The following is a 6,310-nucleotide window of genomic DNA, read 5'->3' as shown; positions in this document are numbered from 1 at the left end:
GTAAAATCGGTCAAAATCATTATTATTTATTTCAAGCCTAGCATTACAAAATGCTAGGCTTTTTTAATACTAGAGTTACAACTTCTTAACAATTTTCGATCTTTATTAATCATTTACTTTATGTTTATATTTTAGACATCCATATTTGGATGCCATGAATTAGAAGGAAAAACACAATGAATAAATTACTTGTTGCTTTAGGTCTTGCTGCGACTGTTGCCCTTGTTGGTTGTAATAAAGATAAAGCTCCAGAAACTGGCGCGACTACAGGTGAACACTTAGAAAATGCTGCTCAACAAGCAAGCGCGGATATCAAATCTGCTGGTGACAAAGCTGCAGAAGATATTGCAACTGCGACTGATAATGCTGCTGAGAAGATTGATGCTGCAACTGATCATGCTGCTGACGCAACCGCTGAAGCTGCTGCAAAAACTGAAGCGACTGCACGTAAAGCAACTGCCGATACAGCTCAAGCTGTTGAAAATGCAGCTGCTGATGTGAAAAAAGATGCTCAACACTAATCTTCTTTAGTATAAAAAAGCCCCTATTGATTAGGGGCTTTTTTTGGCTTTTAAAATCTTTTATGAAATTAAACCTTCATCACGCATCGCAATTTGTACAGATTGACGTTCTGCAACTTTATTACGTAATGCAATAATGTGTTTATATGGTGTTAAATCGTGCTCAATTGAGTTTGACCAATTTGTTAAAACAAATAGATAAGCATCTGCTGGGCCGAAATTATCATTTACTAAATAATCATAATCAGATTCAGCCAAATAATTATCGATATATTTTAAAAGGCGATCAATTTCTGCATAAGCTTTATTTTTTTCATCAGTCGTTAACGGTGCCCCAAAGAATACTGCATAGGCATCATGTAACTCAGAGTTCAAATACCCCAACCACTCCAATACTTTCGCACGGCCCATCCCTGATGGCGGAATTAAATCCTGCTTAGGATCATGCTGAGCAAGAAACGGTAAAATCGCAACGTTTTCGGTTAACATTAAGCCAGGGTTAATTTCTAAAGCTGGTACATATCCCTTTGGATTAATCTCGTAATAATCTGCGCCTTTTTCTGTTTTATGTGTTTTTAAATTTACTCGTTCTAAATCAAAATCAACATTAATTTCATTTAAAATAATATGTGCAGCTAAAGAACATGCGCCTGGCGAATAATATAATTTCATATCTGATCCTTGTTATCTCATATTAACGTTTTAAATTGCTTCTAGAAAACCTGCAAGGTTTGCACAATTCCTTAATTGTAAAAAAGCGTAAACTTATAAAATACTTACACCATCTAATATTCTTGAAAAAGTTATTCCTTGCAAGTTGTCTTGCGTGACGATTGTTTAAAATATGATAAAACACATTTGCGTCACGCAATTTTTCCGTTAATTACGCTTAAACAGCTGACTAAGCCAATTCATTAATTCATTTAAGAAATCAAAGATCCCATTTTTCTTATCATCGTCAGGATGGCTTGAGTCTTTTCCATTTAAATCCAGATCGACAATTACAGGGTCATGGTCCGAAGAACGATAAGCATCTTCACCATAAAACAGTGCCTTTTGCTCATCAGTTTTATATTCTTCGTTGTAATCTAGAACCGTTGGCTCATCTGCATTGATATGCCATGCAAAGGTTCTAACCACTTTTGGATATAAAGTCGCATCGGCAATTGCATGGTCTAAGTTACCTGCTCCACCATTTCCATTGGCATCACTCGCAACACCAAATACATAGCTATATGCCTGAGCACCCTGTCCTACCTTAGCGTCATTCAGCAAAACTTTGTAGTTTGCTTTTTCAAATGACAAAATAGGTTCTTCTTTTGCATAGCTGTTCATGTCCCCTACAAGTAAAGCATTTTGCTTAGGCACTTGAGTTGGATTTTTCGCCAACCACTGCACAATTTGATCTACTGCTTTCACACGAGTCGAATTCCAACAACCTTGACCATCTTTTTGGTCTGCATCAGTAGAGCTAGCATCCACCCCGCTACAGCTTTTCGATTTCAAATGGTTTGGAATAACAGTAAACGTTTTATTGCCACGAACTGCTTGGAAACTTTGCGCCAATGTTGTTCGGTTCTTGTCGCCCAAATCAAGCACAACAGGTTTATTCAAAGGCTTAACACGCTTGCTGTTATAAATAATAGCAACAGCAATTACATCACCACCTAATCGGTCTAAGTTTTCAGGAACAACGTATTTCCAATCACTACCTAAAGCACTGGTTAAATGAGCAATTGCACTGTTTGGGCCATAACCATTGTTCGCAATTTCCATTAAACCGTACACATCAGCATCAATTGCTTTGAGTGCACTCACAATTTTACGGTGCTGTTTATCAAACTCAGCTTGCGTCGTTGCACCACGTTCTGTTGGAAAACCAGTTGCGCCATTGTCATAGTTCAAAACGTTAAATGAAGCTACACGAATGTGATTGGCATTTTTGGTAATGACACTTTGACGCGGGTTTGTTTGAGTGATCACTTCAGGTTGATTACGTCCAAGCACTGGTTGCACACGCCAACCATTAAAACGATATTCTAAAATACCTTCAGCATTTTTAAGTTGATAACCCGAACGTAGCGTATTGGCAGCGCTAAAATTTGTCGGTAACCACGGAGTACGGTTTTGATTGTTATAGCCATCATCAAAAATAATTTTCGACAATAAATTTTTCTGAGCAAGAGCTTTAGCTTCAGGAGATAGTGCAGGATATAAATTAGTCGGAATATATAAGCGGCCTAAACTTAGAGATAATTCACCATAGCGACCATAATTGTAGTTCTCGCTTACCGTTAAAGTCTGAGGTAATTTGACCAACATACCTTGATAACGCTGCGGAGAATGGGTTGAACCACCCGTTAAGCTAGCAAATGGGAGTTCAAGGCTAATCGGCTGAACTTGATTTGCCATATTGCTATTACAAGTTTGAATATCTTGTTGTAATTGATCTAATTGTAATTGGTTTTGATAAGTTGTTAAACGACCACGCAAAATAACGTCATCACCAATTTGTCCACCTTTTACAGCACTGCTATTTGGAATATAAACAAAAATAGCATTGCTAACATTCGCACGTGCTTTCGTATCTGGTGTCTGAATATAGAAACCAGAGAAACCATTGGCATAACGATAGTCAGCTGTAATCACCCCACGCACTGTATAAGTCTGGTCTTGAGTTGATGTAGCTAAATCAGCAATTGGTGTATCTAAGCTTGAACAACTTACTGTTTCAACAGGAGGCTGAGTTGTAGAACCTGATAAATTTGAAAAGTCATTTCGATTTGCCCAAGCCGACCATGAACGGTCCAAATCAAATGCTGCGGTTGCATCAATACTTAAAGCTGGGTTCTCAGTTTCAATACGCTTAAAACTATTTCCCAAGCTCGAAACGGCTGTTCCCCATCCTGCTTCTGGTCGCTCACCAATACGCCCAAAACGGTCTACAGGTGTGCCTTTATAAACAAGTACAACGGCATCATCACCGTTAAAAGATAATGCAGCGACCTGATTTACTTTACTACCAAGTTCAGCCTGTAACTCAGAACGACCTACTAAAAACTTCTGCTTACTGGTTAATGACCCTTGTAAACGGAAAGCCGCTGTTTTTGCTGTACCACCATTATTAAATTGTTGAATCTCATAGTCGGCTAAATTAACTGTAGTCCCATCTGGATTATAAATTTCCAAACCTTTGCGGTTACTACTGCCGTCAACATATTGACTAAACATGAGCTGTGCTTGTGCCCAAGGACTATATGTAAAAGCACCAAGTGCCCCTAACAGCACAGAAAGTGTGCGTAATTGAAAGTTTTTCATGATTAAATATGTTCATTTGAAATTTATATAGATTCTTAGATTAAATATTGAACATGACATCTACATGAAGAAAAACACCGAAACATTTGACTTGACCACATGAAGACTTAAAATACCGCATTTGAATTTCAATATTGCCAAGGTTATGTCGATCGATCAGTTAGAAACGCAAATTGCAGACTTAGACAATTTGCCTGAACACCGTGAAATTGTGACGTTTATGCGTCGTTCAGCACCCCTTAATACGTCTCAACGCACGGCATTAGAACAACATCGCGATTTAATTTTGGAATATCCTGTTGGTGACTTACGCCAACACTTCGAACATCCAGAACGTCCTTTAACTGTTGAAATCGGTTTTGGTATGGGTCGTTCATTAGTACTTATGGCAAAAGCCAACCCTGAACGCAACTATGTGGGTATTGAAGTCCACGTACCTGGTATTGCTCAGTGTCTTTATGAAGCAGGTATGGCAGAACTTAAAAACTTACGTGTACTTGATGCAGATGCGATTCAGGTTTTACGTGAAATGCCAGACAACAGCATTAACTGCGTACAACTTTACTTCCCAGACCCTTGGCAAAAGAAACGTCATTTCAAACGCCGTTTTGTTATTCATGAGCGTATGCAATTGGTTGAACAGAAACTTGAGCTTGGTGGTACATTCCACGCAGCAACAGACTGGGAACCGTATGCTGAATGGATGCTTGATATTTTAGACAACCGTCCAGACCTTGAAAACTTGGCAGGTAAAGGCAACAGTTACCCACGTCCAGAATGGCGCCCAGTGACTAAGTTTGAACGCCGTGGTATTGAGTCAGGCCATAAAATTAATGACTTTATCTTTAAAAAGATTAAGTAAATAATAAAAAGGCTTAGTAATAAACTAGGCCTTTTCTTTTTTATATAAAAAGAAATTAAATATATATCTGATCTATAGTATTTCTTCTTTCTAATTAATAATTGCCAATCTAAGCGAATCTAGCTATTTATAGAAACTGGTACTTGCCACACTAAAAATACTAAGGACACCACATGTTAAAAATTTTAGGGCGCGATAACTCCATTAATGTTCGCAAAGTCTTATGGTTGTGCGAAGAATTAAATCTTGAATATGAAAGAGAAGATTGGGGACGAGGCTTTCGCTCCGCTCAATCACCTGAATATTTACAATTAAATCCAAATGGTCAAATTCCTGTTGTTTTAGATGGCGATTTAGTCCTTTGGCAGTCCAACAGTATTATCCGTTATTTGGCAAATGCTTACGATAAAGAACATCAGCTTTACCCTACTCAAGCGAAAGAAAGATTCTTTGTTGATCAGTGGATTGATTGGCAAGCCATCGAGCTGAATAACAGCTGGACTTATACCATTATGTCTCTCTTGAGACATTCTCCAGATCATCAAGATCCAAACTTATTACAACAAGGTATTGATGACTGGAATCATCATATGCAGATTCTCGATCAACAACTTGAAAAAACTCAGGCCTATGTTGCTGGTTCACAATTTAGCTTGGCCGATATTCCAATTGGTCTGTCTGTACAACGCTGGAAGGCCACTCCTTTTGACCATCCAACGCTTAAGCATGTCGACCAATATTTTGAACGTTTAAATCAACGTGCGGGTTTCTTAAAATGGGGCAATAATGGCGAACCTTAATTTTGAGCAAGCTTTAGTCCGAGTGATGGCGTTTCACGATGCCATCACTTAAAAGTTGATAAACCTGTTTTAAATCATTTTGATTTGCTTGAGCTAATAAGTCTTGATGCATTGCCAAGATGTTCTGATCTCCCCTTACCGCAGGCCCTGTTTGCATTTGCTTTGGATCATTTTCAGTCGCTTTTTTTGCTGTTTCTATAATTAAAGGATAGAGCAAGCTAAAGTCAACCTGCTCTTTATCTACAACCTGCTTTGCCATATCAAAACAATAGTTACTAAAGTTACAAGCAAACACAGCTGCCAAATGCAAAGTTAAACGCTGTTTTGAGGTGTATTGATATACTCGTTTACTTAGGCTATTTGCTAAATCTGAAAGTAGTTCTTGATCAATATCTGTTACCGCTTCAACAAATAATGGTGTTGCAGACCAGTCAACGTCTCTTTCAAGGCTAAATGTTTGTAATGGATAAAATACCCCTGCTTTTTTGTGCACATGACTGATGACTTCAATATCTGTGCTACCAGAGGTGTGAACCATAAGTGTTTCAGGAAATAATTCATGAATCTGGTTTGCAAGGTCAGCAATAGCACTATCTGAAACTGATAAAATAATAAGATCGGTCAGTTGAAATTCGCGAAGAGACTGACATGCTTTTGCATGAAATTGCTCTGCAAACTTTTGGGTCTTCTCAAAATCACGCGCATAGACTTGTACGATGTGATGTCCTTGAGCCAACAGTACCTTTGCTAAATGAAAGGCAACTCTCCCACTTCCAACCAAACTGATTTTCATATCAATCCAACACTAT

6 protein-coding genes are annotated in these 6,310 nt (G+C 38.3%); 3 read left to right on the top strand and 3 right to left on the bottom strand.

Annotation, left to right across the window (positions count from 1 at the left end; genetic code table 11):
- Nucleotides 1–176 precede the first annotated feature (176 nt).
- Nucleotides 177–521, top strand: coding sequence for a hypothetical protein (locus ACXM0J_RS14540; RefSeq protein ID WP_060465558.1), 345 nt, complete (start codon nt 177–179; stop codon nt 519–521).
- 60 nt (nt 522–581) lie between these two features.
- Here ACXM0J_RS14540 and ACXM0J_RS14535 read toward each other — a convergent pair whose 3' ends face one another.
- The gene (locus ACXM0J_RS14535; RefSeq protein ID WP_005303579.1) at nt 582–1,193 is read right to left on the bottom strand and encodes a glutathione binding-like protein; all 612 of its coding nucleotides are present in this window, start codon (nt 1,191–1,193) and stop codon (nt 582–584) included.
- A 207-nt stretch (nt 1,194–1,400) separates the two neighbouring features.
- Complete coding sequence (locus ACXM0J_RS14530; protein ID WP_086264413.1) at nt 1,401–3,839, bottom strand: ExeM/NucH family extracellular endonuclease; 2,439 nt, start codon at nt 3,837–3,839, stop codon at nt 1,401–1,403.
- A 145-nt stretch (nt 3,840–3,984) separates the two neighbouring features.
- Between ACXM0J_RS14530 and trmB the strand changes: the two genes are divergently transcribed.
- Entirely contained in the window at nt 3,985–4,701 is a 717-nt protein-coding gene (trmB, locus tag ACXM0J_RS14525) for a tRNA (guanosine(46)-N7)-methyltransferase TrmB (protein WP_002121537.1), read from the top strand.
- A gap of 173 nt (nt 4,702–4,874) precedes the next feature.
- Nucleotides 4,875–5,501: a glutathione S-transferase family protein gene (locus tag ACXM0J_RS14520; RefSeq protein ID WP_086264412.1), complete on the top strand. Its 627-nt coding sequence runs from the start codon at nt 4,875–4,877 to the stop codon at nt 5,499–5,501.
- A 13-nt stretch (nt 5,502–5,514) separates the two neighbouring features.
- Here ACXM0J_RS14520 and ACXM0J_RS14515 read toward each other — a convergent pair whose 3' ends face one another.
- Nucleotides 5,515–6,294: a Rossmann-like and DUF2520 domain-containing protein gene (locus tag ACXM0J_RS14515; protein ID WP_086264411.1), complete on the bottom strand. Its 780-nt coding sequence runs from the start codon at nt 6,292–6,294 to the stop codon at nt 5,515–5,517.
- Nucleotides 6,295–6,310 lie beyond the last annotated feature (16 nt).

It is taken from the genome of Acinetobacter sp. GRABPA_MV_2, from assembly GCF_056725885.1.
This window is presented reverse-complemented; position numbering and strand designations above follow the sequence as displayed.